The organism is Pseudomonas sp. NyZ201 (assembly GCF_049860765.1).
GTDB lineage: Bacteria > Pseudomonadota > Gammaproteobacteria > Pseudomonadales > Pseudomonadaceae > Aquipseudomonas > Aquipseudomonas bharatica.
In genome coordinates this window covers 1392285-1417699 of sequence record NZ_CP187557.1, presented here as the reverse complement: position 1 = coordinate 1417699, position 25415 = coordinate 1392285, and the positions used below count along the sequence as shown (strand labels likewise).

Annotated in this window: 25 protein-coding genes; 12 read left to right on the top strand and 13 right to left on the bottom strand. The window is 65.7% G+C overall.

The genetic code is table 11. The features are described 5' to 3' along the window. Positions 1 to 93: 93 nt before the first annotated feature. On the bottom strand, positions 94 to 2238 hold the full coding sequence (gene dinG, locus ACPFMA_RS06545; RefSeq protein ID WP_420059012.1) for an ATP-dependent DNA helicase DinG: 2145 nt from the start codon (positions 2236 to 2238) through the stop codon (positions 94 to 96). Between the two features lie 99 nt (positions 2239 to 2337). On the opposite strand from dinG, the gene ACPFMA_RS06540 reads away from it, so the two are divergent. Beyond that, the gene (locus ACPFMA_RS06540; protein ID WP_009398585.1) at positions 2338 to 2802 is read left to right on the top strand and encodes a CopD family protein; all 465 of its coding nucleotides are present in this window, start codon (positions 2338 to 2340) and stop codon (positions 2800 to 2802) included. A 56-nt stretch (positions 2803 to 2858) separates the two neighbouring features. On the opposite strand, the gene ACPFMA_RS06535 is transcribed toward ACPFMA_RS06540, so the two are convergent. From ACPFMA_RS06535 to ACPFMA_RS06520, 4 genes are all read right to left on the bottom strand, one after another. Further along, positions 2859 to 3617 carry a collagen-like protein gene (locus ACPFMA_RS06535; protein WP_425929879.1) on the bottom strand — a complete coding sequence of 253 codons (759 nt, stop codon included), beginning with the start codon at positions 3615 to 3617 and terminating at the stop codon, positions 2859 to 2861. Next, the gene (locus tag ACPFMA_RS06530; RefSeq protein WP_009398581.1) at positions 3610 to 3882 is read right to left on the bottom strand and encodes a DUF1145 domain-containing protein; all 273 of its coding nucleotides are present in this window, start codon (positions 3880 to 3882) and stop codon (positions 3610 to 3612) included. The genes ACPFMA_RS06535 and ACPFMA_RS06530 overlap by 8 nt, the downstream gene beginning before the upstream one ends. Positions 3883 to 3941: 59 nt before the next feature. Continuing rightward, positions 3942 to 4664, bottom strand: coding sequence for an OmpA family protein (locus ACPFMA_RS06525; protein ID WP_009398579.1), 723 nt, complete (start codon positions 4662 to 4664; stop codon positions 3942 to 3944). Between the two features lie 90 nt (positions 4665 to 4754). Then, complete coding sequence (locus ACPFMA_RS06520) at positions 4755 to 5453, bottom strand: OmpA family protein (RefSeq protein WP_420059009.1); 699 nt, start codon at positions 5451 to 5453, stop codon at positions 4755 to 4757. 140 nt (positions 5454 to 5593) lie between these two features. Here ACPFMA_RS06520 and ACPFMA_RS06515 point away from each other — a divergent pair, with 140 nt between their 5' ends. From ACPFMA_RS06515 to ACPFMA_RS06480, 8 genes are all read left to right on the top strand, one after another. Beyond that, a complete protein-coding gene (locus ACPFMA_RS06515; protein WP_064303722.1) occupies positions 5594 to 6088 on the top strand; it encodes a DUF6231 family protein in 495 nt (164 codons plus the stop codon). A 4-nt stretch (positions 6089 to 6092) separates the two neighbouring features. Further along, a complete protein-coding gene (locus ACPFMA_RS06510) occupies positions 6093 to 6569 on the top strand; it encodes a YchJ family protein (RefSeq protein WP_009398572.1) in 477 nt (158 codons plus the stop codon). Between the two features lie 2 nt (positions 6570 to 6571). After that, complete coding sequence (locus ACPFMA_RS06505) at positions 6572 to 7045, top strand: LEA type 2 family protein (protein ID WP_425929878.1); 474 nt, start codon at positions 6572 to 6574, stop codon at positions 7043 to 7045. 6 nt (positions 7046 to 7051) lie between these two features. Further along, positions 7052 to 7249 carry an SEC-C metal-binding domain-containing protein gene (locus tag ACPFMA_RS06500; RefSeq protein WP_064303720.1) on the top strand — a complete coding sequence of 66 codons (198 nt, stop codon included), beginning with the start codon at positions 7052 to 7054 and terminating at the stop codon, positions 7247 to 7249. Between the two features lie 119 nt (positions 7250 to 7368). Further along, positions 7369 to 8010: a glutathione binding-like protein gene (locus ACPFMA_RS06495; protein WP_009394438.1), complete on the top strand. Its 642-nt coding sequence runs from the start codon at positions 7369 to 7371 to the stop codon at positions 8008 to 8010. Between the two features lie 123 nt (positions 8011 to 8133). Further along, positions 8134 to 10563 carry a penicillin acylase family protein gene (locus ACPFMA_RS06490; protein WP_425929877.1) on the top strand — a complete coding sequence of 810 codons (2430 nt, stop codon included), beginning with the start codon at positions 8134 to 8136 and terminating at the stop codon, positions 10561 to 10563. Between the two features lie 174 nt (positions 10564 to 10737). Then, positions 10738 to 11757, top strand: coding sequence for a ligase-associated DNA damage response exonuclease (locus ACPFMA_RS06485; protein WP_425929876.1), 1020 nt, complete (start codon positions 10738 to 10740; stop codon positions 11755 to 11757). Further along, entirely contained in the window at positions 11754 to 13412 is a 1659-nt protein-coding gene (locus tag ACPFMA_RS06480; protein ID WP_425929875.1) for an ATP-dependent DNA ligase, read from the top strand. Before ACPFMA_RS06485 ends, ACPFMA_RS06480 begins: the two co-directional genes overlap by 4 nt. A gap of 110 nt (positions 13413 to 13522) precedes the next feature. Here ACPFMA_RS06480 and ACPFMA_RS06475 read toward each other — a convergent pair whose 3' ends face one another. From ACPFMA_RS06475 to ACPFMA_RS06440, 8 genes are all read right to left on the bottom strand, one after another. Continuing rightward, positions 13523 to 14980, bottom strand: a complete 1458-nt coding sequence (locus ACPFMA_RS06475) for an MFS transporter (protein WP_425929874.1) — start codon at positions 14978 to 14980, stop codon at positions 13523 to 13525. After that, positions 14877 to 15866 (bottom strand): prephenate dehydrogenase dimerization domain-containing protein, encoded by a 990-nt coding sequence (locus ACPFMA_RS06470; protein WP_425929873.1) that lies wholly within the window; start codon positions 15864 to 15866, stop codon positions 14877 to 14879. The genes ACPFMA_RS06475 and ACPFMA_RS06470 overlap by 104 nt, the downstream gene beginning before the upstream one ends. 3 nt (positions 15867 to 15869) lie before the next feature. Next, positions 15870 to 17879 (bottom strand): aminodeoxychorismate synthase component I, encoded by a 2010-nt coding sequence (gene pabB, locus ACPFMA_RS06465; protein WP_425929872.1) that lies wholly within the window; start codon positions 17877 to 17879, stop codon positions 15870 to 15872. Further along, positions 17867 to 18205, bottom strand: coding sequence for a chorismate mutase (locus ACPFMA_RS06460; protein ID WP_425929871.1), 339 nt, complete (start codon positions 18203 to 18205; stop codon positions 17867 to 17869). Before ACPFMA_RS06460 ends, pabB begins: the two co-directional genes overlap by 13 nt. Before the next feature lie 17 nt (positions 18206 to 18222). Next, entirely contained in the window at positions 18223 to 19491 is a 1269-nt protein-coding gene (locus tag ACPFMA_RS06455) for an aminotransferase class I/II-fold pyridoxal phosphate-dependent enzyme (protein ID WP_425929870.1), read from the bottom strand. Next, positions 19488 to 20333, bottom strand: a complete 846-nt coding sequence (locus ACPFMA_RS06450; RefSeq protein WP_425929869.1) for a N5-glutamine methyltransferase family protein — start codon at positions 20331 to 20333, stop codon at positions 19488 to 19490. Before ACPFMA_RS06450 ends, ACPFMA_RS06455 begins: the two co-directional genes overlap by 4 nt. Continuing rightward, a complete protein-coding gene (locus tag ACPFMA_RS06445; protein WP_425929868.1) occupies positions 20330 to 21760 on the bottom strand; it encodes an NAD(P)/FAD-dependent oxidoreductase in 1431 nt (476 codons plus the stop codon). The genes ACPFMA_RS06450 and ACPFMA_RS06445 overlap by 4 nt, the downstream gene beginning before the upstream one ends. A 371-nt stretch (positions 21761 to 22131) precedes the next feature. Beyond that, entirely contained in the window at positions 22132 to 22794 is a 663-nt protein-coding gene (locus ACPFMA_RS06440; RefSeq protein ID WP_420058997.1) for a LuxR C-terminal-related transcriptional regulator, read from the bottom strand. Between the two features lie 327 nt (positions 22795 to 23121). On the opposite strand from ACPFMA_RS06440, the gene ACPFMA_RS06435 reads away from it, so the two are divergent. The 3 genes from ACPFMA_RS06435 (at position 23122) to ACPFMA_RS06425 (ending at position 25404) form a co-directional block, all read left to right on the top strand. Continuing rightward, positions 23122 to 23904: a transporter substrate-binding domain-containing protein gene (locus tag ACPFMA_RS06435; protein WP_420058996.1), complete on the top strand. Its 783-nt coding sequence runs from the start codon at positions 23122 to 23124 to the stop codon at positions 23902 to 23904. A gap of 64 nt (positions 23905 to 23968) precedes the next feature. Further along, on the top strand, positions 23969 to 24697 hold the full coding sequence (locus ACPFMA_RS06430) for an ABC transporter permease (protein WP_009396468.1): 729 nt from the start codon (positions 23969 to 23971) through the stop codon (positions 24695 to 24697). After that, complete coding sequence (locus tag ACPFMA_RS06425; RefSeq protein WP_420058995.1) at positions 24694 to 25404, top strand: ABC transporter permease; 711 nt, start codon at positions 24694 to 24696, stop codon at positions 25402 to 25404. The genes ACPFMA_RS06430 and ACPFMA_RS06425 overlap by 4 nt, the downstream gene beginning before the upstream one ends. The last annotated feature ends 11 nt before the right edge of the window (positions 25405 to 25415 follow it).

Sequence of the window (25415 nt, the reverse complement as noted above, 5' to 3'; positions counted from 1 at the left end):
GACTCTGTGGGAGCGGGTTTACCCGCGATGGCGTCGGTGAATTCACCACAGCAATCGCGGGTAAACCCGCTCCCACAGGAATCGCGTCAGCCTTCAGGAAATTTCCCGACGGAACGGCGGCAGCGCATTGAGGATAGCCTTCCCATAGCGCTGGGTGACCACCCGACGGTCAAGCAAGGTGATGGTCCCGCGATCCTGCTCGGTACGCAGCAAACGCCCGCAGGCCTGGATCAGCTTCAAGGAGGCATCCGGCACGGAGATCTCCATGAACGGATTGCCTCCCCGCGCTTCGATCCACTCGGCCAGCGCCGCTTCCACGGGATCGTCAGGCACGGCAAAAGGAATCTTGGCGATCACCACGTGCTCGCAGTACGCCCCCGGCAAGTCCACGCCCTCGGCGAAACTGGCCAGGCCGAAGAGTACGCTGGACTCGCCGTCATCGACCCGTGCCTTGTGCTTGTTCAGGGTTTCCTGCTTGGACAGGTTGCCCTGGATGAACACCTGCCGGCGCCAGTCGCGGTCCAGGCCGTCGAACACGTCCTGCATCTGCTTGCGCGAGGAGAACAGCACCAGCGAACCCCGCGAGCCTTCCACCAGCTCCGGCAGGTCACGGATGATCGCGGCGGTGTGGGCGGCGGCGTCCCGCGGGTCGGCGCGCAGGTCCGGGACCCGCAGCACGCCGGCGTCGGTGTGGTGGAACGGGCTCGGTACGACCGCCGTGACCGCGGCCTTCGGCAGGCCCGAGCGCATGCGGAAACGGTCGAACGTACCCAGTGCGGTGAGGGTCGCGGAGGTGACCAGGGCACCATGGGCGACATTCCACAGGTTGCGCCGCAGCATCTCGGCCGCAAGGATCGGGCTGGCATTGACCTCGATATCGAACAGCGCGCCGCTTTCGGCCAGGGTCAGCCAGCGCGCCATGGGCGGGCTGTCTTCCGGGTCCTCGGCGGTGAAGGCGGTCCACAGCTCCCAGTTGCTGCCGGCGCGGGTCAGCAGGGTGCCGAACAGCGGGTACCACTCCTCGGCCTGATGGCTCGGAATACCGATATTGACTTCGCCATCCATGCCTTCCTTGAGCAGGTCGGCCAGGCGGGTGAACAGGTCGTTGAGGCGGGCGAAGCCCTTCTTCAGCTCGATGCCGATCTCGCGGATATGCTCCGGGACCACCCCGCCGATAAAGCGGTAACGCGGGCGTTCACGGCCTTCGGCATCCTCGCCGGGGCGGAAATCGGCGACCTGCTCGCAAGCGGCGAACATGAACTGCTGGTGGTTCTTGATCTCCCGCGCCAGCTCGGGAACCTGCTCGATGTACTTGCCCAGGTCACCCGGCAACGGGTTCTGCGCCAGCAGCTTGGTCAGGTTCTTCGCGGTCTGCTCCAGCCAGTCCGCCGTGGAGCGCAGGCGGCTGTAGTGGGCGAAATGGCCGATGGCCTTGTCCGGCAGGTGATGACCTTCGTCGAACACATAGATGGTGTCGCGCGGATCCGGCAGCACCGCACCGCCGCCCAGGGCCAGGTCGGCCAGGACCATATCGTGGTTGGTGACGATCACATCGACCTTGCCCATGCCTTCGCGGGCCTTGTAGAAGGTGCACTGGCCGAAGTTCGGGCAGTGGCGTCCGGTGCACTGGCTATGGTCGGTGGTCACCCGTGCCCAGTCCTGGTCTTCGAGGGCGGTGGGCCAACTGTCGCGGTCACCGTCCCAACGGTTGCCGGCCAGCTTCTCGATCATGCTGTTGAACAGTTTCTGGCTGGCTTCGTCCACCTCGATCCTGAAGCCTTCTTCCTCGAAAAGCTGGGCCGTGGCGCTTTGCGCATGGCCTTCCTGGAGCAGCAGGTCGAGTTTGGACAGGCACAGGTAGCGGCCGCGCCCCTTGGCCAGGGCGAAGCTGAAGTTCAGGCCGCTGTTGCGCATGAGGTCGGGCAGATCCTTGAAGACGATCTGTTCCTGCAGGGCGACGGTAGCGGTGGCGATCACCAGGCGCTTGCCGGCAGCCTTGGCCGCGGGAATCGAGGCGAGGCTGTAGGCCACGGTCTTGCCGGTACCGGTACCGGCTTCCACCGCCACTACCGCCGGTTCGCCGCTGCGCCGGCCTTCCTCATCGCAATCGATGTCGCCGAGGACCTTGGCCACTTCGGCGATCATCAGGCGCTGGCCATAGCGAGGCTTGAGGCCCTTGGCCTCGAGAAAACGCGTATAGGCGCCCTGAATCTGGGACTTGAGTTCGTTGCTGATCATGGTCTCGGGCGCCCGCGAAGGGCTGGATATATTTTCAGTGTTTCGAATGAGCGGGCTATCATACCCGCCAATTTCCCTTTGCGCTGAATGGAGTGCCCGATGACCGCCTTTGCCCTTCCCTATAGCCTGCATGTGCTGGCCGCCCTGGTGTGGGTCGGCGGCATGTTCTTCGCCTGGATGGTCTTGCGTCCGGCGGCCGCCACGGTGCTGGAGGGCCCGGCCCGCTTGCAATTGTGGCTGGAAGTGTTTTCCCGGTTCTTCAGTTGGGTATGGATCGCGATCCTGGTTCTGGCAGTCAGTGGTGTCGGGATGTTGCATATGCACTTCGGCACCCTCGACACCGCGCCGCGGCATGTGCAGGTGATGATTGGCGGCGGCATCGCGATGTTCGCGCTGTTCATGCGCATCCAGAGCCTGCTGCTACCGGAAATGCGCAAGGCAGTGGAGGCCGGGGACTGGGCAGCGGGCGCTGCCGTACTGGGAAAAATCAGGAAGATGGTGGGGATCAATCTGCTGCTGGGGATTGCCGTGGTATTGGTGGCAGCTACCCGGCTTTCCTTCTGACTTCAGGGCCTCATCGCTGGCTTGCCAGCGATGAGGCCCTGAAGAACAAAGAAGATTCAGAGGCGCTGAACACTCAACTCGCCAGCAGCCCCAGCCATCCCAGGCTGCCCTTCCAGCCCGGGCCGGCCATCGGCCCCGGCCTCGGTGCGATACACCAGGCAGCCCTTGCTCGCCCCACCCTGCCCGGCTTTGCCCGCTGCACCGGCCTTGCCCGGCGCCCCACCTTCAAGCCGCACCTTGATCTGTTCGACCGGGTAATCCGCCGGCAACGCCAGGCGCACCCGGCCACCGGCCGAGCCGTCGTGGCCGTCGCCACCGTTGTCGCCATTCGCCCCGCGACTGGCCGAACCCCAGGTGCAGCCGCCGGCCTTGCCATTGGCGCCATCCAGCCCGACATACCCCGGCGCTCCGGCGCCGCCCCGGGCGTCGATGGCCAGTACGGGCGCCTGCAACTGCTGCAAGCGCAGGTCGAGGTTGCGCCCCGGCCTGGCGGCGCGCTCATAGGTACCGGCCATGCCGGTGGCGGTAATCAGGCTGCCTTCCTCCAGTTGCGCCCGTTGCACCGCGATGCGCAAGGTTTCATCGGCCGGCACCACGGAAATCCGCGCGTCACGCCCCAGGTGCAACTGGTCGACCTTGAGCTCCACCAGGCTGGCCGGCAAAACCAGGGTGGCCGAGTCCGCCACCTCGAGCCGCTCCAGGTGCACCACGCCGGCCTTGCCCGCCAGGCGCAACACCGAGTGGGGCTCGACGTTCAGGGAACCGGCCAGGGCCAGCGGGCTGAACATCGCAGTCAACAGCAACAGCTTACGCATGCGGTACTTCCTTGGGTGCGGGAATGGAGAGGATATGGAAGATGCCCACCAGGAGGATCTGCAAGCGGTCGAACCAACGGTGGCTGCGCTCGCGCAGGCGACCGTTATAGAACAGCACTTCCAGCAGGTGCAAGCCCAGCAGGGCGGCGCCCGCCAGGTTGATCAACTGATGGAAGGGTTTCTCCGCCGGCATCAGCAGATTGGCCAGCACCACCCACCAGAACAGCACGGTCAGGACCTTGAACAGGCCCAGCAGTGTTTTCATCCGTCGTTCTCCTCAAACCGTGGCGGCCCGTGCGCAAACGAACCGCCAGCGTTGCCGGATCAATTCAGATGCAGCTCGACCCGGCGATTCTGCGCACGCCCTTCGTCGGTTTCGTTGTCGGCCACCGGCTCGCTTTCGCCACGGCCCATGCTGGTGACTTTCTGCGGCGCGATGCCCTCGTTGATCAGCCAGGTCGCCACCGCCCCGGCACGCCGTTCGGAGAGCGCCTGGTTGTAGGCATCGGTGCCCTTGCTGTCGGTATGCCCGACCACCCGGATACTCAGGACCTGCGCACCGCTCAATCTTTCCACCAGCCCTTGCAGTTGCTGCCGGGCCGCCGGGGTCAGTTCGGCGGAATCGAAGGCGAACAGCACGTTGCCCTGGTCGCTCAGGGTAATCACCTCGGGCTGCGGCGGTTCAGGCTCGGCGACCTTCTGCGCAGGCGGGTATTGCGGCAACGGGCAGCCGTTGTGGCTGACGGGGGTGTTGGCCGGCGTATCCGGGCAACGGTCGCGGCGGTCGAAGACCCCGTCACCGTCCTGGTCGCCATCCTGGACAAAACAGATCAAGCCACCGGCAATGGCACCGGCCGCCGCGCCACCACCGGCCCAGGCCGAACTTTCGATGGCGCCGAGACCGCCACCGACCAGCCCGCCCAGCAGGCTGCAGATCGGCCAGGTACGTTGATTGAGCGGAGCGCTGCCGTCGCTGTGGGTTGCACAACCTGAAAGCAGGCCGGCTGCCAGTAACACCGGAAGCGCGGCCTTGGTGAGTGCGTTCATGGGGAAATGCCTCCTGTGTTACCGGCCATTACCGGCACACAGGAGTAAAGACCGGCCCGTGGCAGTTCTCAAGCCACGGGCCGCGGGACATCAACGCTGGATCTTGATCTCGGTACGGCGGTTCATGGCCCGGCCTTCCGCGGTTTTGTTATCGGCGACCGGCTGGCTTTCACCTGCGCCGCTGACGCGGCCGAAGTAGCCCCGTGGCACGCCGCTCTCGATCAAATATTCAACGACCGAGTGCGCACGCCTGTCGGACAGCTTCTGGTTGTAAGCGTCGGAGCCGACACTGTCGGTATGTCCGGTCACGGTCAGTTGCACACCCTCTTTCTCTGCCCGCAGGCGTTCGGCGATGGTGTTCAGGCGCGACTTGTCGGCGGCGGTCAGCTTGTCGGAGTCGAAGGCGAAGTGCACATCACGGATGACGATGGTTTCCTCCTTCACCACCACCACTTCTTCGACCACAGGCGGTGCGGGCGGAGCCAGCGGGCAACCGGTGGCATCCACCGGAGTGCCACGCGGCGTGCCCGGGCACTTGTCGCGGCTGTCCGGTACGCCATCGCCGTCTTCATCGCCATCACCATGCACCCAGCAATAGGCAGCCGCCATCGAGCCGCCCACCAGCGCGCCCCAACCCGCCCAACTGCTGCTTTCAATGGCGCCCAACGCGGCACCGCCGACACCCCCGACCGCCGCGCATTTCGGCCAGTCGGTCTTTTGCAGACCTGCACAACCAGTCAGTACGCTGGTTAGCAGAACCAGAGGTAAAGCTGTGCGAACTATGCTCATCTGTTGCTTCTCCATGGGAAATGTGCCTTGCGGTACCGCTGCTCTGGGAGTAAAGACCGCCGATTCCATCTCCGCCAGCAATAAGCCATGACGCGAAAGCCTTTGCCCGCTAGGCTTGGCGGAACAGACGAGGATCTTCGATGACCGAGAGTTTTTCTTCGCGCACGCCACAACAGGCCCTGGCGGCGCTGCTGGATCACTACGCCCCGCACAGCGTGCTGCTGGTGGGTGCGTCCTTCCCTGCACTCGACGCCTTCGCCGCAGCGCATCCGCAAGCCACCATCGATATCGCCAGCCCCGGCCCGCTGCCGGCGGAACTGGCCGGCAAGCGCTACGACCTGGCGTTGCTGGTGGATTGCCTGGAGCACCTGGAGAAACGCGACGGCCTGCAACTGCTGGGCGGCATACGCAATCTCAATGCCAGCCGTATCGCCGTGCTCGCCGACAAGGGCGCCAGCCAATGGCAAGACCGCGACTTCTACTCCCTGGCCTTGCAGGCCAGCGAGCGTTTCCGCCGCGACGAGCAGGTGCTTGACCTGTTCACCTACGACGTGCGCGACTACAAGCAGGTCCCGGACTGGCTCAACGCCAAGTTCTGGGCCAACCCGCAAAATTTCGGCAAGTACTGGTGGTGACACGATGAGCGTTTCGGTTTGTCCCTGCGGCAGCGGCAACCTGCTGGACGCCTGCTGCGGGCATTATCACGCCGGGCATCCGGCTCCCGACGCCCAGGCCCTGATGCGCTCGCGCTACAGCGCCTATGTGCTGGGCCTGGTCGATTACCTGGTGGCGACCACCCTGCCGGTGCAGCAGGCCGGGCTCGACCGCGCAGCCATTGCCGCGTGGAGCGCCCAAAGCACCTGGCTGGGACTGGAGGTTGAATCGGCCGAGGTGTTCGGCGGCCAGCCCGAGCATGCCTTCGTGACCTTCACTGCGCGCTGGCACGACCTGGACGGCGAACACAGCCACCGTGAGCGCTCGGCCTTCGTGCAGAACCAGGGCCGCTGGTATTTCATCGACCCGACCGTGGGCCTCAAGGCCGGGCGCAACGACGCCTGCCCCTGCGCCAGCGGGCAGAAGTTCAAGAAATGCTGTTCGAGCTACGTCGGTAACTGAGCATGGCGACGCTGGCGCGGCTGCTGCTGTTCAGCCTGTTGCTGGGCCTGGGCGGTTGTGCCAGCTGGTTCGACAGCGACTGGCGCGAACCGCAAGTGCACCTGGTCAGGATCGAAACGGTGAAGGCGCGCCTGCTGCAGCAACACTTCATCCTTCACCTGCGGATCGATAACCCCAACGACAGCACCCTGCAGGTTCGCGGCCTGAGCTATGCCGTGCGCCTCAACGACATGCTGCTGGCCGAAGGCGACGACGGCCAGTGGTTGCGGGTCGATGCCCATGGCAGCCGGATCTTCAGGGTCGAGGTGCGCACCAACCTGTGGAAGCACGCCAGGCCGGTGGCGAAGATGCTACGCCAGCACACGCCCCTGCATTACCGCCTCGAGGGCACGCTGCGCACCGGATTATTCTTCGCCCGCGACCTGCACTTGGCGCGCAGTGGTGAGATAATCCCCGGCGATTTTTTCCCGGAGTAACCTGCAATGAACCAGCAACCCCACGTCCACGGCCCAGACTGCAACCACGACCACGATCATCACCACGACCACGGCCATGTACATGGCCCGCACTGCAACCACGGCCACCAGGAGCCGGTGCGCAACGCCCTGAAGGACGTCGGTCGCAACGATCCTTGCCCGTGCGGCAGCGAGAAGAAATTCAAGAAGTGCCATGGTGCCTGAGCATTTCAATATGTAACAGCGGTGCGGCTTTGTGGTATCCATGACGCCGACCGCTGCGCTAGAGCGCGGCAGACCGACGGCGACATGCTCAATGCCGCCGTCTCCTGACGGAGCGCCTCATGATCGATCTGTACTACTGGACCACCCCCAACGGCCACAAGATCAGCCTGTTCCTTGAGGAGACCGGCCTTCCCTACCGGATCCACCCGATCAACATCGGCAAAGGCGAGCAATTCGCCGCCGACTTCCTGAAAATCGCCCCCAACAACCGCATCCCAGCCATCGTCGACCACGACACGGCGGACGGCCAGCCATTGTCGCTGTTCGAATCCGGGGCCATCCTGCTCTACCTCGCCGAGAAAACCGGAAAATTCATTCCCCAGGACCTGCGCGGCCGCCAGGAAGTCCTGCAATGGCTGTTCTGGCAGATGGGCGGTCTCGGCCCGATGGCCGGGCAGAACCACCATTTCAACCGCTTCGCGCCGGAAAAGATTCCCTATGCGATCAAACGCTACGTCGACGAGACCGCGCGCCTGTACGGCGTGTTGAACAAGCGCCTGGCCGACCGACCGTTCGTCGCCGGAGAGGCCTACAGCATCGCCGATATGGCGATCTATCCGTGGATCGTTTCGCACAAGTGGCAGGAGCAGAATCTTGACGATTTCCCTCACCTGAAGGCCTGGTTCGAAGGTATTCAGGCGCGTCCGGCGACCCAGCGCGCCTACGCCCTGGTGGAGAAGATCAACCCGCCGCAGAAATAAGCGCCCATGGCCAGCGCGCGGCTTTGCAAATAAAGCCCGCGCCCCTGCTTGCATGGCGCTGGCGCGCTCACTAACGTAGCGCCTTTCGCCGCCAGCCTTCCCCTTGCATGCAGGAGCTTCGCCATGGCCTCGCCAGCCTTTCCCCTTTCACGTCTGCGCTTCGGCGTCGCTGCGGCCGCGCTCGGCCTGCTAAGCCTCGGCGGTTGCCAGATGGGCAATGTCCGCGACAGCGTGCCGCCCAGCGTCGGCGTGCAACCGCTCAAGGGCCTGGCGAACAACGTGTCGGTACGGCGCAGCGCCCAGGGCCTGCCGCTGATCGAAAGCAGCTCCTTCCATGACGCCCTGTTCAGCCTCGGCTACGTGCATGCCTCGGACCGCATCGGGCAGATGCTGGCCATGCGCCTGCTGGCCCAGGGACGCCTGGCCGAGATGGCCGGCGCCGACGCCCTGGATGCCGATCGCTTCATGCGCGCGGCCAACCTGCGGCAGAGCGCCAGCCAGCTCTACGCCGACGCCTCGCCACGGGTGAAGCGCTTCTTCGAGGTGTATGCCCGGGGCGTCAACGCCTACCTGTTCCGTTACCGCGAAAAACTGCCTTCGCCGATTGCCGGCTATCGCCCGGAATACTGGAAGGCCGAGGACTCGGCGCTGGTCTTCGCCCTGTACAGCTTCGGCCAGTCGGTGAACCTGCAGGAAGAACTGGCGGCCCTGACCCTGGCGCAGAAAGTCGGCGCCGACAAACTGGCATGGCTACTGCCGACCTACCCGGACGAACCGCTGGCCGAGGCCGAGGCAGACAAGCTCAAGGGCCTCAACCTCGCCAGCCAGTTGCCCGGCCTGGCCTCGGTGAGCGCCGTCAGTGCGCAACTGGCTGCCTTCAATGTGCTCGGCAGCGGCAATTCGGCCAACTGGGCCATCGCCCCGCAGCGCAGCCGCAGCGGCAAGAGCCTGTTGGCCGCCGACAGCCAGGGCGCCTGGGTGCTGAGCCCGGTGCAGATCCGCACCGGCAAGTACCAGGCCGCCGGCTTCAGCCTGCCGGGCCTGCCGTTCGTACTCTCCGGTTTCAACGGCGCGCTGGCCTGGACCAGCAGCGCGGTAATGGGCGACAACCAGGACCTGTACCTGGAGAAACTGCGTCGCAGCGGCAACCAATTGAGCTACGAAGTGGACGGCCGCTGGCAGCCGGCGCGCGCGCGCAACGAGACCTACATCATCAAGGGCCGCAGCCCGCTGCGCGAGGTCATCTACGAAACCGGCCACGGCACGCTGCTCACGGGCGCCCAGGGCGGCCTTGGCCTGGCCCTGAAAATGCCCGACCTCAAGGGCGATCGCAGCCTCGATGCGCTGTTCGACCTGAGCCGCGCGCGCAATGTCGAGCGGGCCTCCGAAGCCAGCCGCGAGATCGGTGCGGCGGCATTGAACATGATCTTCGCCGACGCCAGCAACATTGGCTGGCAGGTCACCGGACGCTATCCGAACCGTCGCGAAGGCCAGGGCCTGGTGCCGTCGCCGGGCTGGGAAAGCCGCTACGACTGGGACGGTTACGCCGACCCGATGTTGCACCCCTACGACCAGGACCCGATGCAGGGCTGGCTCGGTACCGCCAACCAGCGCAGCGCCCCCAAGGGCTACGGCATGCAGTTGTCCAGCAGTTGGTCCTATCCGGAGCGGGCCGAGCGCCTGGCGCAACTGGCCGGCAATGGCAAGCATGACGGTCGCAGCCTGATCGCCATGCAGAACGACCAGACCACGCTGTTCGCCACCAGGCTCAAGGCGATGTTCGAAGCCCCGGGCATGGCCCAGCCGCTGAAAAAGGCCATCGAGGCCCTGCCGCCGGAGCACAAGGCCAGGGCCCGCGAGGCCTATACCCGGTTGATGGCTTTCGATGGACGTCTTAGCCAGACCTCTACCGATGCCGCGATCTACGAGCTGTTCCTGCAGGAAAGCACCAAGGCCATCTTCCTCGACGAACTGGGCCCGGAGTCGGGCCCGGCCTGGCAGGCGTTCGTCAGCACCGCGCGATCCTCCTACTCGGCGCAGGCCGACCACCTGCTGGGCCGGGACGACAGCCCGTTCTGGGATGACCGCAACACCCCGGCAAAAGAAGACAAACCGACGATCCTGGCCCGCAGCCTTGCCGCGGCGATCAGCGAAGGCGAGCGGCAGATGGGCGCGGACCGCCGTACCTGGCAATGGGGACGCCTGCACCAGTACCAATGGCCGGCGGCGAACCTGTTCGGCATTGGCGACAACGTCGAGCGTCAGGCCCAGGCAAGCGGTGGCGACCACAGCACGCTGAATCCGTCGGGCTATGCCTGGGGCCAGGATTTCAAGGCCTCGTTGCCTTCGTCGATACGCATGGTGGTGGACTTCGGCCAGGCCGAGCCGTTGCAGGTGCTGACCAGCGCCGGGCAATCGGGGAACCCGGCAAGCCCGCAATTCAACGGGCTGGACGGCTGGTTCCGCGGGCAGTACCAGAGCGTGCCGTTGCAGGGACAGAACCATGAGCGGGTGTTCGGCAGCAAGCGGCTGACCCTGGTGCCTGGCAAGTAAGTGCACATTCGGTCCCTTGTGGGAGCGGGTTTACCCGCGATGACGGTGGTGAATTCACCGGCGTAATCGCGGGTGAACCCGCTCCCACAGGGTCCGCAGTGCGCCAGACAAATCGAACCACCAGACCAACCATTGCTCTATCGATACAAGCCCACCCACTCCGGCCCCACGCCCATGGACCTTGTCATCGCCCGCCCCGAAGGCCTGTACTGCCCACCCGGCGACTTCTACATCGACCCCTGGCGTCCGGTAGACCGCGCGGTCATCACCCATGGCCACGGCGACCATTCCCGCCCCGGCAACCAGCATTACCTCTGCGCCGAGCCCGGTGCGGGCATCCTGCGCAGCCGGCTCGGCGCAGACATCAACCTGCAGACTCTGCCCTACGGCCAGACGCTGCTGCACCATGGCGTCACCCTCAGCTTCCACCCTGCCGGCCATGTCCTCGGTTCGGCCCAGGTGCGCCTGGAATACCAGGGCGAGGTCTGGGTCGCGTCGGGCGACTACAAGGTCGAGCCCGACGGCACCTGCGCGCCGTTCGAGCCGGTGCGCTGCCATACCTTCATCACCGAATCCACCTTCGGCCTGCCTATCTACCGCTGGCAACCCCAGCAGGAGATCTTCGAACAGATCAACGCCTGGTGGCGCGACAACCAGGCCAAGGGCAAGGCCAGCGTGCTGTTTTCCTACGCGTTCGGCAAAGCCCAGCGCATTCTTCACGGGATCGATGCCAGCCTTGGCCCGATCCTCGCCCATGGCTCGGTGGAGCCGCTGAACCGCGTTTACCGCGAGGCCGGGGTGTACATCCCGGAAACCCGCTACGCCGGCGATATCCCACGCAACGACCCGTTGCTGCGCCAGGCCCTGATCATCGCCCCGCCGTCCGCCGGCGGAAGCAGCTGGATGCGCCGCTTCGGCGACTACAGCGATGCCTTCGCCAGCGGCTGGATGCGCTTGCGCGGCACGCGGCGGCGGCGCGGGGTGGATCGCGGCTTCGTGCTTTCGGACCATGCCGACTGGCCCGGCCTGCTCTGGGCCATCGGGCAGACCGGCGCCGAACGGGTGATGGTCACCCACGGTTCGGTGCAGGTGCTGGTGCGCTACCTCAAGGAGCAGGGCCTCGATGCCCGGGGCTTCGTCACCGAGTACGGTGAGGAAGACGATGCCAACACTAGTGGCGAGGCCGAAGCATGAAGGCCTTCGCCGAGCTGTACCTGCGCCTCGACGCCACGACCTCCAGCAACGCCAAGCTGCAGGCCTTGCAGGACTACTTCGCTGAGGCCCCGGCCGAGGATGCCGCCTGGGCGGTGTACTTCCTTTCCGGGGGACGCCCTCGGCAACTGGTGCCGACCCGCCTGCTGCGCGAGCTGGCCGTGCGCCTGTCGGGCCTGCCCGAGTGGTTGTTCGAAGAGAGCTACCAGGCGGTGGGTGACCTGGCCGAGACCTTCTCCCTGCTGCTGCCGGAGACCGAGCACAGCAGCGATGCCGGGCTGGCGTACTGGGTCGAGGAACAACTGCTGCCCCTGCGTGGGCTGGCGCCCACTGACCTGGCCGAACGCCTGCCGCCCCTGTGGGCGCAACTGGACCGCAACAGCCTGCTGGTGTGCATGAAACTGATCACCGGCAGCTTCCGGGTGGGCGTATCGAAACTGCTGGTGACCCGCGCCCTGGCACAACTGGCCGACCTTGATGCCAAGCAGGTCGCCCAGCGCCTGGTCGGCTATACCGACCTGCGCCACAGCCCCAAACCCGAGGGCTACCTGGCACTCATCGCCCCGCCCAGCGCCGAGGAACATGCGCAGCGCGGTGGCCAGCCCTACCCGTTCTTCCTGGCCCATGCCCTGCAACAGCCGGTGGAGCAGTTCGACGCCCTGCTCGGCCCGGTCGGCGACTGGCAAGCGGAATGGAAGTGGGACGGTATTCGCGCGCAACTGGTCAAGCGCGACGGGCAACTGTGGATCTGGTCGCGCGGCGAGGAACTGGTCACCGAGCGCTTTCCCGAACTCCATGCCGTCGCCGCCTGCCTGGCGGACGGCACGGTGCTCGATGGCGAGATCGTGGTGTGGAAGCCCGACACCCGCACCGATGCCATCGCCGTACAGCCCTTCGCCCTGTTGCAGCAGCGTATCGGACGCAAAACCCTGGGCAAGAAACTGCTGGCCGATGCACCGGTGGCCTTGCTGGCCTACGACCTGCTGGAGTGGCAGGGCGAAGACTGGCGCAACCGGCCGCAGTACCAGCGGCGCCAGCAACTGGAACAGGTGGTGGGCAATTGCGCGGCATCGGTACTGCAACTGTCGCCGGTACTGACCGCCAGTGACTGGAATGATCTGGCCCGACAGCGCGAAGCGTCGCGCAGCCTGGGGGTCGAGGGACTGATGCTCAAGGCCCGGGAATCGCTCTACGGCGTGGGACGGACCAAGGACATGGGCGTGTGGTGGAAGTGGAAGATCGATCCGTTTACCGTGGATGCAGTGCTGATCTATGCGCAGCGCGGACATGGCCGGCGCGCCAGCCTGTACAGCGACTACACCTTTGCCGTCTGGGATGCGCCGGCGGGCTCGCCGGAACGCAGCCTGGTGCCCTTTGCAAAGGCCTATTCCGGGCTGAGCGATGCCGAAATGCGCAGCGTCGATGCACTGATCCGCAAGACCACCATCGAAACCTTCGGCCCGGTACGCAGCGTGACGCCGAGCATGGTCTTCGAACTGGCCTTCGAAGGCATTGCCCTGTCGAAACGGCACAAGAGCGGGATCGCGGTACGCTTCCCGCGAATGCTGCGCTGGCGGCAGGACAAGCCGGTGGAGGAAGCGGATGACCTGGCGACGTTGCAGGGGTTGCTCAGTTGACCAGGGCCTTATGGTGCTGCTGATGGCCTCTCGCTGGCAAGCCAGCTCCCACAGAGGCCCTGTGGGAGCTGGCTTGCCAGCGATGAGGCCATCAGCATCGACAACAACCCTTACCTGACCCGCAACCCCCGCATCACCACCAACGCAAAAGCCACGACCACCACCGCCACCACCCCGCTGGTCACCATCACCCCTTCCCGGAACGCCAGCCCCGCCGCCGGCGCCAGCCCGTCCACGGCATAAGCCTCGGCCAGCGTTGCCGCAGAAATCCCATCAGGCACCACCAGCGACAGTCGATACACCGCCGCCACCGCCCCGCCAATCAAGGTGGTCCCCAGTACCACCCCGACCTCGTACGCCGTCTCGCTCACCGACGAAGCACTCCCTGCGCGATCCGCCGGCACGCTACCCAGCACCAGGTCATTGGACACGCTGGTGATCGCCGCCACGCTGACATTCAGCAAAAGGAAGGCGATGCCCAGGCTCAGCACCGTGGCCTCCACCAGCGCCATCAGCGCAAAGGCCGCCGCCGCGCCAAGCAGGCACAAGGCAATCAGGCGATTCGCCGCCACCCGCTGCGCGACCGGCACCACGGCCATCCCGGCCATGATCGCCAGCGCCTGCCCCGGCACCAGCACCAGGCAGGCCGCCAGCGGCGACAAGCCGAACACCAGTTGCAGCAACTGGGTAGCAAAGAAGATGAAACCGATCAGCAAGCCGAGGCTGACCAGGTTGACCAGGATCGACACGCTGAACGTCGGTCGGCGGAACAACCGCAGATCGAGCAGCGGCTGGTCCAGTCGCAGTTGCCGGCGCACGAACAGCAGCCCCCAGGCCGCGCCTGCGAGCAGGCAGAGCACCGCCTGGGCATCGAGGCCCGTAGTCGCGGCATGCTTGAGGCCGAGCATGACCCCGGTCATCGCGGCGAGGCTGAGCAGGATGCTGGCCAGGTCGATGCCGCCCCCGGCCTGCCGCTCGGTCTCCGCGATCGAGGGTGCCAGCAGCAATACCGGCAACAGGAACGGCAAGGCCACCAGGAAGACCGAGGGCCAGTCGAAGAACTGCAACAGCACCCCGCCCAGCAGCGGCCCCAGCGCCGAGCCAAGGGTCAGGCAGGTGGCCCAGACCGCCACGGCGACCCGCCGCTCCTCACGGTCGGGAAAGGCGCTGCTGATCAGTGCCAGGGTCGCCGGCAGGATCATCGCCCCGAAGACGCCAAGCAGCGCTCGACCGGCGATCAGTTGCCAGGGCTGCTGGGACAGCGCCAGCAGCAAGGAAACCACGGCGAAACCGCCGCAGCCGATGAACAGCAGGCGCCGGTGGCCAAGCCGGTCGCCGCTGCTGCCCATGGTGACCAGCAATCCGGCCAGCACCAGCGAATAGGCGTCGATCATCCACAGTTGCGCGGCGGCGCCAGGGTTCAGGTCTGCTGCAATCCGTGGCAGGGCAAAGTTGAGGATGGTGTTATCGATGGTCACCAGCAGGACCGGCAGCATGATCACCAGCAGTGCCGCTCCCTTGGCGCGATCCCGCATCATCGAGAACAGAGGGCTTGACGCTTCGTGCATCGGGTAAATCTCCTTGGTACAGGTTCAACAGATTGAAAAGCCGCGTGCAGGTCCGGCTGTATCCGGCGGCCCCCGGACCGAACCAATGGCGCACCGCATCAAGCTCGGCGGCGAAGGCATCCGCCGAGTCCTGGCGGCAAAACTGGTGCAGCAGATCCAGCCCGCCGGCGAGGTGCTCGCGCTGGCGGGCGCCATGGCGGTTGTGGCGCTGGATATCCCAGTAGGTCTGCGGCGGGTTGTGCAGGATGCGCGCGGCCAGCGCGAGCAGCGCCTGCATCGGCGGCGGTGCCAGTTCGGCCAGCAGCCCGGGATCGCACTCGCTGCGTTGCAGGGCAAAGGCAAAGGCCATGACCGCCGCATGGGGCAGTGTCTGGCACACCGCCATGGTCCGGTCATGCGCCTCGGGGCCCAGATGCCGCACGCGCATGCCCTGCCCGGCGAGCAAGGTGGCGAAGCGCGCCCCCGCCGCGCCGGGTTCGCGTTCGCACAACACCACCGGGCGGCCGCGGCAATCCAGGGTCGGCGAGAACATCGGGTTGATCCCCAGCGACGGCACACCCGGCAGCAACCTTCCGGCACATTCCTGGAACGGTTGCTGCACCGAACAGGTATTGACCAGCAGGCGCAGCGCCGGCATCGCCCCTGCACAGCGCTCCAGCACCTGCAAGGCGACCTCCTCGGGCAGGGCCAGGACCAGGGCCGTGGTGGCCTCGAGCAGCTCGGGCGCCTGCGCCGGCAGGTCGAGGGCGTCCATCACCCGCTGGTCGAAGGCGCGCCCGGCAGGCTCCCGGTCGATGATCAATGGTGCATGGCCGGCATCGGCCAGCAGCCCGGCAATAAAGCGTCCGACGATGCCGGCGCCGCCGACGACCAGATAGTTGTCCAAGGTTCACCTCCTGAGGCTGTGGAACGGCACGCTCGCCTTGACCAGCGTCTCGCGCATTTCTTCGGCCGGGTCCGAGGCGGCGACTATGGCGCCGCCGATACCGAAGCTGGCGGTGCCATCCTTGAGCACCGCAGTGCGAATGACAATGCTCAGGTCGGTGTAGCCGTCCATGCCGATCCAGCCCAGGGCACCGGAGTACACGCCGCGCGCCGAGGACTCCAGGCGATCGATGATCTGCATGGTCCGGCGTTTCGGCGCACCGGTCATGGAGCCTCCGGGAAAGCAGGCACGAATGGCCGCGAACGGCGCGACATCGGCGCGCAACTGGCCTTCGACGGTGGACACCAGTTGATGCACCGACGAGTAGCTCTCGATGGCGAAAGCCCGCGGTACCTTGACCGAACCGGGTACGCAGATGCCGTTGAGGTCGTGCCGGACCAGATCGACGATCATCAGGTTTTCCGCGCGATCCTTGGCCGAGTCGGCCAGCTCCTGGCGCAGCGACTGGTCGACCTCGGTATTGCAGCCCCGCGGCCGGGTGCCCTTGATCGGCCTTGAAACGATGCGCCCGCTGCTGTCGATACGCAGGAAGGTTTCCGGCGAGGCACTGAGGATGGCGAAGTCACCGGTATCGATGAAGGCCCCATAGGGCACCGGGCTGATCGCCCGCATGCGCTGGTAGGCCTTGAGCGGCGCGTCATCGCAAGGCATGCGTGCGCGGTTGGTAAGGCAGATCTCGTAGGACTCGCCGTCAACGATTTCACGCAGGCAGCGGTCGACCTTTTCCTGGTAAGTGGCGGCGCAGTCGGCCAGTCCCAGGGACGATTCGCACACCGGGCCGGGAAAGAACTGCGGAATGCGCGCCCGGCTGGTCTTGCCCGGCGGTTTCAGGGCCAGGCGTTCCCCCCAGAGATGACAGAGCCAGGCCTTGTTGCGCAGATGGTCGAACACCAGCAGGTTGCGCGGCAGATACAAGAGTGCGTCCGGCAGTTCGGAGACATGGATGTTGTCGGAACCGGTCAAGGCCTTGAGTTCGTAGCCCAGGTAGCCCACCAGCCCACCGGTGAAGGGAAAAGGCGCCTGGGGTCGCTCGGGCTGGCGCAACCGGGCCATGACCTGCCCCATCAACTCGAAGAAGTCGCCCCGCAGCAGACTCTGCCCGTGCGGGCCTTGAATGCTCAGTTGACGGTTCTCCACGTCATAGCCGAACACCAGGGCCGAGCCCGGGTCGCAGGCGCCCATCAGCGAGTAGCGGGCCTGGCCGCGGTCAGCCAGCTCGCTGTCGAGCCAGAACGCCGCGCCCTGGTCGCCGAACTGGGCGGCGAAGGCGTCCAGGGGGTCCGGCACCCGTGCCAACGGCTGGAAATCGAACGCCAGGCGCTGCGGACCGCCCGCCTCACGCAAGGCCCTGGCGATGTCCGCCTCGCGACGGTGGGCACGGCCTGCTGTCACCATGCCCGCGAAATTGCGCAGGATCTGCCGGCCATGCTCGGAGTCGATGGACTCGGGATGGAACTGCACACCCCAGATCGGTCGCCCGCGATGGGCCAGGCCCATGACCAGGCCACAATCGGAACGGGCGGTGACCTCCAGGCACTCAGGCACCCGGGTACAGACCAGCGAGTGGTAGCGCACCACTTCGAAATCCTGGGCAAGCCCCGCGAACAGGCCCTGCCCGGTATGGCGGATGCGCGTGCGGTAGCCATGCACCGGCTGCGGCGCGTGCTCGACCTTGCCGCCAAAGTAGCAGTTGATGCCCTGGTGCCCGAGGCACACGCCCAGCAAGGGAATACGCGCCCTCTCCAGCACTTCGCGACACACCCCGAAGTCCGCCTCGCGGGTCGGGTGCCCCGGCCCGGGCGACAGCACCACGGCGTCGAAACGGGCCAGGTCGAGTTGCTCGAAACTGCAGGTATTGGGCAGCACCACCGGCTGCTCGCCACAGACCTCATAGAGGTACTGGGCGATGTTGTTGGTGAAGGAGTCGAAGTTGTCGATGATCAGCGTGCGCATGGTTCACGCCCCTCCGGCGACGCTTCGAGTACGGCCATGACCCGCCGCTCCTCGTCGCAGGTTTCCTCGATGATCAGGCGGAACAGGCCATCCAGGTACTCCGGGCGCAACTGCCGCGGACCGGACAGGGCGCGAACCTGATCGAGGGTCGAGTTCACGCGCAGCGGCTGCATTATCGCGATGCCGCGGGCTGACTTGACCCTGGCGATAAGCCGGCAGACCTGCATGCGTTCGGCGAGCAGGTCCACCAGCAGTTCGTTGATCCGGTCCAGTTGTTTGCGATAGGGCTGCAGCTCGGCATTGCCATTGCCAGTATCCAGGGACATGGGCGTTCCTCCGCGTTTCAGTGCTGGCTACTGGCCCGGCCGATCTGCAGGTTGAGCTGGCGCGCCAGGCAATCGATCTGCTCGCTGCCGTGGGCCGCCGACACCGCGCAACGCAGCAGTGCGCGACCGGTCTCGACGATCGGATAGAACACCGGGAACACCACCAGCCCGGAGGCTCGCAAGGCCCTGGCGGCGAGGTTGCCCTGGCGCTCGTCGTCGAACAGCGCCCCGCGGATCGGAGCACGCAGGCCGGCATTGAGCAGGGTCGACCCGACCTGTTCGTCGAGGCGGCGCACATTGCTCCACAGCGCCTGCTGCAAGGTATGGATTTCCGATGACAGGTGGATCTGCGCGGCGGCTACGTTCGCTGCCTGCAACGGCAGCGGGATGCTGTGCCCGAACACCAGCGGATTGGCCAGGGCGCGCAACTGCCCGGCATTCGCCCCGTGCTTGAGGACGATGAAGCCGCCGGCCCCTCCGAAGGCCTTGCTCAGCGAGCCGGCGATGAGGATGTTGCCGGGCAGGCGATGGCCGAGATGCTCGAAGGCGTAGCCGGCGCCATAGCAACCGCTGATGGAAATACCGTGGGCATCATCGACGTAGAGGTAGCCGTGGTGACGCTGCAGGCGCTCGCCAAGTTCGGCCACCGGCAGCAGGCCGGACATCGAGCCGACGCCGTCGACGAGCATGACCGGGGTCAGGCGCTCGCGCGCGCAGTGCACCAGGGCTTCTTCGAGCCCGTCGGGGTCGGCGCTGTCGACCCGGCGCACCGGCCCGAACTGGGCAAGCAGGCCGCGCAGCACCTGCATCGAGGCATGGGCGGTGCGGTCCACCAGCCACATCACCCCGCGCTCGCGCACCGGGTAGCCGTCCATGCCGCCGCTGCCGAGCAGTGGCAGCACGCCAAGGTGGGCGTTGCTGGTTGAACTGAACACGGTGACGCTGCAACCGCCGTAGATATCGCCGAGCAGTTGCTCCAGTTGGCGCAGATACAGCGGGCTCATCGCCGCGCGGCTGGCCGACAGGTGCACGCCGAAGCGCTCCAGCGCAACCTGGGCAGCCAGGACCAGGGCCGGATGGTTCTCCAGCCCGAGGTAGGAGCAGGAGACGAACTCGGTGCAAACGCTGCCGTCCAGCAGGGTCAGTTGCTTGCCATTGCGCGCAATCACCTCGAAACCAGTCAGGCCGTCGGCCGTGGCGCTGTCGAGTGCATCGCTGGTGCGCTGGCGGCGAATGTTCATCCAGTTATCTTCGCTGCCGTGCGGCAGCGGGGCATGGTCGTTCATGGCGCTCTCCCTACGGTGAAAACGGAAGCTCCCGTCGCATCGCTGAAGTCATCGTCCCGGCAATGGTGGATGGCCTGGAAACCATGGCGCTCCAGGGCAGCGGCGACCTGTTCCGACTGGGTTTCGCCGTGCTCGATCAGCACGACCCCGCCCGCACGCAACAGGCCGGCGGCACAGACGGCACTGGCGACGATCAGCTCCGCGCCCTGACGGCGGGCATAAATGGCGCCCGGCGGATGATGCTCGCCCCATTCCGGCAGCAGTTCGCTACCAGGCGGCACATAGGGCGGATTGCTCACCACCACGTCGACACGACCACGGGCCGTGGCGAAGGCCTCCGGGCGGGTGATATCGGCGGCCAGCACGCTGACTTCCCGCTGCGCATCGAGGCGACGGATGTTGCGTTGCAGGTAGGTCCGGGCGGTGCTGTCGTTATCGACGCAGACGGTCCGGGCAGCGGTCGCGGCCCAGATGGCCAGGCCGATGGCGCCGACACCGGCGCACAGGTCATAGACCGTGGACGCGCAGGTCAAAGCCAGGTTGCGCTCGATCCAGCGGACCATGGCCAGGCTCTGCCGGCGCGGCACGAAGGTACCGCTGCCGACCAGCAGGCGGCGCCCGTCGAAATCGGCGTAACCGAGGATATGCCCCAGCGGGATGCGCGAGCAGCGCTCGGCGATATCGTCGCGAAAAGCATCCAGGCGCTGCGGATCGAGGGCGCGGCCGCCCTTGAAATGCTTGTCGGTGATGGCCTGCAGATCGCCCTGCGGATCCCACAGGCCTGCCTCGCTCAACTCGCGCAGGGCGAGGGCCTGATGATGTTCGAACGCGCACAGGATCATGACCAGGCCTCGTAATAGGCGGCCAGGCGCTGGTACATCGAGTGGTACCGCCAGGAGAAGGCCACCAGTTCCGGTGGCGGGGTGAAACGCGGGTGCAGCGAGGTGATCAGGCGCGTGTAGTTTTCGCTCATGCCCTGGTCCAGCAGCGGCATCCAGTAGGGCTTGATGTTCCAGCGGTACTCGTAGCCGGTGGCGAACATCTGCCGTACCGTCTCGGCCACCGTCTCGTCCCGCGGCAGTCCGGCAAGGGGCTCGCGGATCGGCGTGAAGCGGGACAGGTCGAGGCTGTTGTCCAGGCCCTCGATGCGGTCGGCGATCCAGGTCGCCAGCAGCGGCGACTGGTGCAGGCCGTCGCGATAGGTGCCGGTGACCAGCCACAGGCCGTCGTAGTCGCAGGCGCCGATCAGCGGGAAGCCGTCGGCACTGACCGGGCGGTTGCCCACCTGGATATCGACGATCGCGGCATCGTGCAGGTCGAGGTTGAGCTGGTCGACGGCGCAATCGAGGAGGAACTGCACATCGGACACCTGGGCGTGGTTGCGCGGCTGCTCGGCAAGGATGTTGGTGGCGCCGATATAGAGCAGGTCGTCACCACGGGGAACGCAGTGCAGGCCGCAGGCGAAGGCGCGGTTGGGCGTGCGGATTACCGTTTGCGGTACCTTCCGCCCGGCAGGCGGGCGCAGAAGGATGGACACGCCGTAACCGGCGAACAGCGGCGGGATATGCCGGCGGATTTCCTCCAGGCCGTCGAACAGTTCCAGGGAGTGCACGCCGGCGGCAACCACCACGTGCCGGGCCGGCAGATGGCGGCCATCGTGCAGGGCCACACCCGTGGTGCTCCAGCCCTCGCTGAGGACCGCACGGGCATTGCTGTCGATGATTTCGCCGCCACAGCCGAGCAGCGCGGCGTCGAGTTTTTCCAGAAGCAGGTGGGCGTCGATGGCGTTTTCGTCGGGGATCAGCAGGGCCTGCATCGGCCGTACCAGGTCGTTGGCCTTGATCCAGTCCAGCTCACCGGGAAGCACCGGGGTGTAGAAGGTCTGGTAGTCGCGCAGCGCCTGTTCGATGGCGCCGAAGTTGACACTGTCGATCTCGGCCATGCCGGCCGAGTTGAGGATCACCTGGGTACCGCAGGCGCTGAGCAGGCCCGCCGGGTTGCCGCTGGCCCGGGCCAGGCGTTCGCACCAATCGGCCCAGAGGCCCTTGGCCTGGATATCCATGGCCAGTTTCAGGCGACCATGGTCACTGGCCAGAAGACCGCGGGTGACTTCGCCGAAACAGCCGTTCATGGCCCCGGCCGCCCGCGAAGCGGCAGTGCGCCGGGCAGTCTCGCCGACCCGGCAGACGCTGAGTCCGCGGCTGGCCAGTTCGAAGGCGATGGACGCGCCGACAGCACCGCTGCCGACCACAACAACGTCGTGGATCATGGGTGTCTCCCGCGATGTAGTGAAAGCGATAAAACAGGACGGCTGGCACTGTAGGAGTGCAGCGCCAGGAGACAGGCTGCCGGCTTGTCTCGAACCCGTCCGAATGTCCAGGGCGAACAACGCGGACAAAGGGTGGGATTGTCCTTTCGCGTCGTTCACCGCTCGACAGCACGGCGAAGACACTAGGGGCATCGACGCGGGGGGACAACTACCGGAACAGGCAGGTGAAATCGTGTAGGAAAAGTCCCGCCAAATGGCGCCACCGCGCAGGTCTGCTCACTTTTTCATCGGGTCGGAACTGCGTTTTGCACCTGCGCATCCGCTTTAAACACTCGCCGGCACGACAGGTTGCCGGGCGACCGATGGCAGCCTCAGATCAGCCCGAGCGCGGCCGCCTGCGCCGCTGCCTGTACCCGGTTGGGCGAGTCGAACTTGCGCAGGATGCTCTTGATATGGAAGTTCACCGTGTGCTCGGAAAGCTCGAGGATCGCGGCGATGCCCTTGGAGCATTTGCCATCGGCGATCCAGCGCAATATCTGGGTTTCCCGCTCGCTGAGCTGGATCGCGCAAGTGCGGCCTTCGACCCGTTCGAGGTGTTCGTCGAGCAGTTCCAGCAGGCTGCGCAGGTACAGCTTCAGGGGTACCAGCTCGGCGGACTTGAGCGGGCCTTTCTGCCGGGCCACGCAGAGCATGTGCCAGCCACTGTCGCGGCAGCGCTGGGTGAAGGTGGCGCCGCTGGCGAAGCCGAAGTCGCGCAGGCTGCCGGGGGCGTCGGCCTTATGGTCCCAGAGCAGCAGGCCGGGAGGCGGGAACTGATCCTGGTCGGCCAGCCAGGCGGCGGGATAGCTGCCGGTGAACTGCGCACGCGCCTGGCTGAACGGCACGGCGCGGCGCCGGCCCCAGGCGAAGCGCTGGAAATCCAGGGCGCGGGTCAGGCGCGCGGTTTCCTCGAACAGTTCGTCCGGGGTGTGGCAGTCGTCGAAGCAGGCATTGGCTTCGAGCCACCAGTGCATGAAGTCGGGGGTGGGCCTCATTGGCGGGGGTCCTGTCCTTGATGTAGTGCACTCAAGGGCCTCATCGCTGGCAAGCCAGCTCCCACAGGGTTGTTGGAGCTGGCTTGCCAGCGATGAGGCCAGCAGCAGCACCATAGCACCCAGCCCCCATGCACCGACAAACAGCCCCCTGCCCCACCCCCAGCGCCAAAACAGGGCGGCGCTACGCATCCCCTGAATCCCCCAACCCCAACCCGGACAGCACTTTTGGAACGATGGTGCGGAAATTGCTATCACTGTGATGTCGGGCCGCGACCGGTAACGGTGCACGGCCATACCCAATATCCGCCGTTTCACAAGGACTACATGATGAAAAAAGCATGGCTGACGCTTTCCGCTGTTGCTCTGTGCCTGGCTGCCGGCAGTACCTTCGCCAAGGAATACAAAGAGCTGCGCTTCGGCGTCGATCCTTCCTATGCCCCATTCGAGTCCAAGGCCGCCGACGGCAGCCTGGTGGGCTTCGATATCGACTTGGGCAACGCCATCTGCAAGGAACTCAAGGTCACCTGCAAATGGGTCGAGAGTGATTTCGACGGCATGATTCCGGGGCTGAAGGCCAACAAGTTCGATGGCGTGATTTCGTCGATGACCGTCACCCCGGCACGGGAGAAAGCCATCGACTTCTCCGATGAACTGTTCAGCGGCCCTACCGCGCTGGTCTACAAGAAAGGTTCCGGGCTGAGCGCCGATATCGCCTCGCTCAAGGGCAAGACCGTCGGCTACGAGCAAGGCACCATCCAGGAAGCCTACGCCAAGGCCGTGCTGGACAAGGCCGAGGTCAAGACCCAGGCCTACCAGAACCAGGACCAGGTCTACGCCGACCTGCTTTCCGGCCGCCTCGACGCCTCGATCCAGGACATGCTGCAAGCCGAGCTGGGCTTCCTCAAGTCAGAGAAGGGTGCCGGCTATGAAGTGAGCAAACCGGTGGACAGCGAGCTGCTGCCGTCCAAGACCGCCATCGGCATCCGCAAAGGTAACACCGAGCTGAAGGCACTCCTGAACAAAGGTATCAAAGCGTTACACGACGACGGCACCTATGCCGAGATCCAGAAGAAGCACTTCGGTGACCTGAACCTCTACAGCGGCAAGTAACCGCTGAACCAGTGCCCGCCCCACAAGGGTGGGCACTTTTATTTCTGCCTCGGGGTTCGCCTCCATGCTCGACCAACTGCTCGCCCTTCTCGGGCTTTCCGCTTTCAGTCTGAAAGGTTTCGGCCCGCTGCTCTGGCAAGGCACCCTGATGACCGTGGAGCTGGCCTTCATGTCCCTGCTGGTGGCGGTGGGCATCGGCCTGGTCGGCGCCAGCGCCAAGCTGTCGCCGATCCGCATGCTGCGCCTGCCGGCCCAGCTCTACACCACGCTGATCCGCGGCGTACCGGACCTGGTGCTGATGCTGCTGATCTTCTACAGCCTGCAAACCTGGCTCACCAGCCTCACCGACTACCTGGAATGGGAGTACATCGAGATCGACCCGTTCGCCGCCGGGGTCATCACCCTGGGCTTCATCTACGGCGCCTATTTCACCGAGACATTCCGCGGCGCCATCCTTGCCGTGCCACGTGGCCAGGTCGAGGCCGCCACGGCCTATGGCCTCAAGCGCATGCAGCGCTTTCGCTTCGTGGTCTTCCCGCAAATGATGCGCTTCGCCCTGCCGGGCATCGGCAACAACTGGATGGTGATGCTCAAGGCCACCGCGCTGGTCTCGATCATCGGCCTCGCCGACCTGGTCAAGGCCGCCCAGGACGCCGGCAAGAGCACCTACCAACTGTTCTTCTTCCTGGTCGTGGCAGCGCTCATCTACCTGGCCATCACCAGCGCTTCGAACCTGATCCTGCGCTGGCTGGAACGGCGCTATAACGTCGGCACCCGGGAGGCGCTGCGATGATCGAACTGCTCCAGGAATACTGGCGGGCCTTCCTCTATACCGACGGCACCCATGTCACCGGGCTGGCCATGACCATGTGGCTGCTCAGCGCCTCGCTGGCCATCGGCTTCCTCGTCTCCATCCCGCTATCCATCGCCCGGGTTTCACGCAAGCTATGGATACGCTGGCCGGTGCAGTTCTACACCTGGCTATTCCGCGGCACACCGCTCTATATCCAGTTGCTGATCTGCTATACCGGGATCTACAGCATCGCCGCAGTGCGCGAGCAACCGCTGCTGGATGCGTTTTTTCGCGACGCGATGAACTGCACCATCCTCGCCTTCGCCCTGAACACCTGCGCCTACACCACGGAAATCTTCGCCGGGGCGATCCGCAGCATGCACCATGGTGAAATCGAAGCCGCTCGCGCCTACGGCCTGCACGGTTGGAAACTCTATGCTTACATCATCATGCCGTCGGCGCTGCGCCGGTCGCTGCCGTTCTACAGCAACGAGGTGATCCTGATGCTGCATTCGACCACGGTGGCCTTTACCGCGACCGTGCCGGATATCCTCAAGGTGGCGCGGGACGCCAACTCGGCGACCTTCATGACCTTCCAGTCGTTCGGCATCGCGGCGCTGATCTACCTGGGCGTCACCTTTACCCTGGTCGGCCTGTTCCGCCTCGCCGAACGGCGCTGGCTGGCCTTCCTCGGCCCTGCTCACTAGGACTGATTTTC